Source organism: Sphingomonas sp. LH128 (assembly GCF_000293195.2).
Classification (GTDB): domain Bacteria; phylum Pseudomonadota; class Alphaproteobacteria; order Sphingomonadales; family Sphingomonadaceae; genus Novosphingobium; species Novosphingobium resinovorum_A.
Window position 1 is genome coordinate 1 of the sequence record NZ_ALVC01000401.1, and the last position, 2,719, is coordinate 2,719.

The window sequence follows — 2,719 nt, forward strand, 5'->3', positions numbered from 1 at the left end:
GCAAACCACGCGTCCGTTCGAAGACCCGGACTGTCTCTGCGCTACCGGAAACGCCGTCCATACGTTCCTGCGACACACGGCAGGACTTGGGACGGCCATCCCGGATAGCCTTCGGCCGATAACGATGCGAACCCTAACGACGGCCACATGGGACTTTCCGATGGAATACAGGTCGAGCCGGGCTGCACCGTGAGTTACCCGGCCGCTCGCCAGAGCTTCACGGAAAACAAAACCCCGCGTCCCAGCTTGGACGCTCCCGACGCCGACCCGATGTTCTCGGTATTCGCGTTGATTTCCCCGGCGTCATGGCCCGCGCTCGCCAGCGGGCGTTTCCGCGTGCGCTAACTGCACGCACACCCCCGTCATCCCAGCGAAGGCTGGGACCGCTGGCAGCGCAAAACCCAACCCTCGGCAGGGGGTCAGGACGATTGTTGGTCGTAACAGGCCAGCGGTCCCAGCCTTCGCTGGGATGACGATGTTGGGGATGACGGGCTTTGTTTGCAAATTTCTCCCCGAGCAAGCTCAGGGAGGAATGGGAGGTCAGCCCAGTATCTCGTTGAAGAACGACAGCATCGAGGCCCAGGACTGGCGATCGGCGCTGACGTTGTAGTCGAGGAAGGCCATGCCCTTGTCCGGGCTGTGCGGGTCGGTGAAGCCGTGCTTAACGTTGCCGTAGCTGTGGAAGTGCCAGTCGGCTCCTGCCGCATCCATTTCCTCCCAGAACGCCACGACATCGGTGCGCGGCACGAGCGGGTCGGCATCGCCGTGGCAGACGAGGATGCGGGGCTTGATCCCGCCGGGCTGGGCCGGGGCAGTGGTCGGCAGGGTGCCGTGGAAGCTGACCACGCCGGCCAGATCCTCACCCGCGCGGGCGGCTTCGAGGACGGCCTGACCACCCATGCAGTGGCCGACGGCGAAGAGCTTGATGCCATCGGCGAGCCCCCGTAGCGCATCGATCCCGGCGATGATGCGGGCGCGGTAGTAGGCGTTGTCGGCGCGCAGCTTCTCGGCGACGGGGAACGAAGCCTCGAAGCTCTCGATCGGCTCGCCGTAGAAGTCGGTGATCATCACCAGATAGCCCTCTGCGGCGAGCTTGCGGGCGCGCTCCTCCATCAGCGGGATGACGTTGGCGATCGTCGGGAACAGGGCGACGGCCGCGCGGGCCGCGCCTTCGGGGCGGGCGAGCCAGCCGGTGAGGGCGACACCGGCGTGTTCGTAGGAAACGGGCTCGAGCGTGGGGGTAGTCGTCACGATGGATATCACTCCGGCAGGAAGTCGGGCACCGAGAGATAGCGCTCGCCGGTGTCGTAGTTGAAGCCGAGGACGCGGCTGCCTGCGGGCAGGTCCTTCAGCTTCTGGGCGATGGCGGCAAGCGTCGCGCCCGAGCTGATGCCCACGAGCATGCCTTCCTCGGTTGCGCAGCGACGCGCCCAGTCCTTGGCGTCGGCGGGGTCGACCTGAATGGCCCCGTCGATCGACTGGGTGTGAAGGTTGCCGGGGATGAAACCGGCGCCGATACCCTGGATCGGGTGCGGGCCGGGCTGGCCGCCGGAGATCACCGGCGAGAGCGTCGGCTCGACCGCATAGGCCTTCATCGAAGGCCAGCTGGCCTTCAGCGTCTCGGCGCATCCGGTGAGGTGGCCGCCGGTGCCGACGCCGGTTACGAGCACGTCGATGGGCTCATCGGCGAAGTCCTTGAGGATTTCCTGCGCGGTCGTCTTGACGTGGACGTCTACGTTGGCGGGGTTGTCGAACTGCTGGGGCATCCAGGCGCCCGGGGTCGCCTCGATCAGTTCCTTGGCGCGCTCGATCGCGCCCTTCATGCCCTTTTCGCGCGGAGTGAGGTCGAACTTGGCGCCGTAGGCCAGCATCAGGCGGCGACGCTCGACCGACATCGATTCGGGCATGACGAGGACAAGGGTGTAGCCCTTGACCGCTGCCGCCATGGCGAGGCCGATGCCGGTATTGCCCGAAGTCGGCTCGATGATGGTGCCGCCGGGCTTGAGGCTGCCGTCGGCCTCGGCCGCCTCGATCATGGCAAGGCCGATGCGGTCCTTGATCGAACCGCCGGGATTGGCGCGCTCGGCCTTGACCCAGACCTCATGGTCCGGAAACAGGCGGGAGAGGCGGATGTGCGGGGTATCGCCGATGGTGGCGAGGATGCTGTCGGCCTTCATGATTTCTGCTCCCAACGGGTTTCGAAGGTACGGGCGCGGCGCAGTTCCGGGAAGAACCAGGCCCAGGCAAGGGTGATGACTATGGCAGCGCTGCCGCCGAAGACAACTGCTCCGGTAGCGCCGAGAAGGGCTGCGGCGAAGCCCGACTGGAACTCGCCCAATTCGTTCGAGGCCGAGACGGCGAGACCGGAAATCGCCGAGACGCGGCCGCGCACGGTGTCGGGCGTGCGCAACTGGACGAGCGAGCTGCGGATGAACACCGAGATCATGTCGGCGGCGCCGAGGCAGGCGAGACAGGCGAGCGACAACAGGAAGTGGCGCGAGAGGCCGAAGCCGATCGTCGCGGCGCCGTAGGCCACGACGGCCGCCAGCATCTTGACGCCGACGTTCGACTGCAGCGGGCGGAACGAGAGCCAGAACGCCACCACCGCCGCGCCTGCCGCCGTCGCTGCGCGCATCTGGCCGAGACCCTCGGGACCGACGTGCAGCAGGTCGCGGGCGAAGACCGGCATCAGCGCGGTCGCGCCGCCGAGCAGCACGGC

The 2,719-nt window shown here is 67.1% G+C and carries 4 protein-coding genes; 1 reads left to right on the forward strand and 3 read right to left on the reverse strand.

From position 1 onward, the window contains the following. Window positions 1-147: 147 nt before the first annotated feature. Window positions 148-345 carry a hypothetical protein gene (locus LH128_RS33815; protein ID WP_008832781.1) on the forward strand — a complete coding sequence of 66 codons (198 nt, stop codon included), beginning with the start codon at window positions 148-150 and terminating at the stop codon, window positions 343-345. Window positions 346-540: 195 nt separating this feature from the next. Here LH128_RS33815 and LH128_RS26545 read toward each other — a convergent pair whose 3' ends face one another. The 3 genes from LH128_RS26545 to LH128_RS26555 all read right to left on the reverse strand — a co-directional run. Next, window positions 541-1,251, reverse strand: a complete 711-nt coding sequence (locus LH128_RS26545; protein WP_008832782.1) for a dienelactone hydrolase family protein — start codon at window positions 1,249-1,251, stop codon at window positions 541-543. Window positions 1,252-1,259: 8 nt separating this feature from the next. Continuing rightward, window positions 1,260-2,177 carry a cysteine synthase A gene (gene cysK, locus LH128_RS26550; RefSeq protein ID WP_008832783.1) on the reverse strand — a complete coding sequence of 306 codons (918 nt, stop codon included), beginning with the start codon at window positions 2,175-2,177 and terminating at the stop codon, window positions 1,260-1,262. Continuing rightward, on the reverse strand, window positions 2,174-2,719 hold a 546-nt coding region (locus LH128_RS26555; protein WP_008832784.1), incomplete at its 5' end, for an MFS transporter. The genes cysK and LH128_RS26555, both read right to left, overlap by 4 nt.

Coding starts and splice junctions, on each gene's coding strand:
- LH128_RS33815 (WP_008832781.1), top strand. CDS start 148: ATGGGACTTTCCGATGGAATACAGGTCGAGCCGGGCTGCACCGTGAGT.
- cysK (WP_008832783.1), bottom strand. CDS start 2,177: ATGAAGGCCGACAGCATCCTCGCCACCATCGGCGATACCCCGCACATC.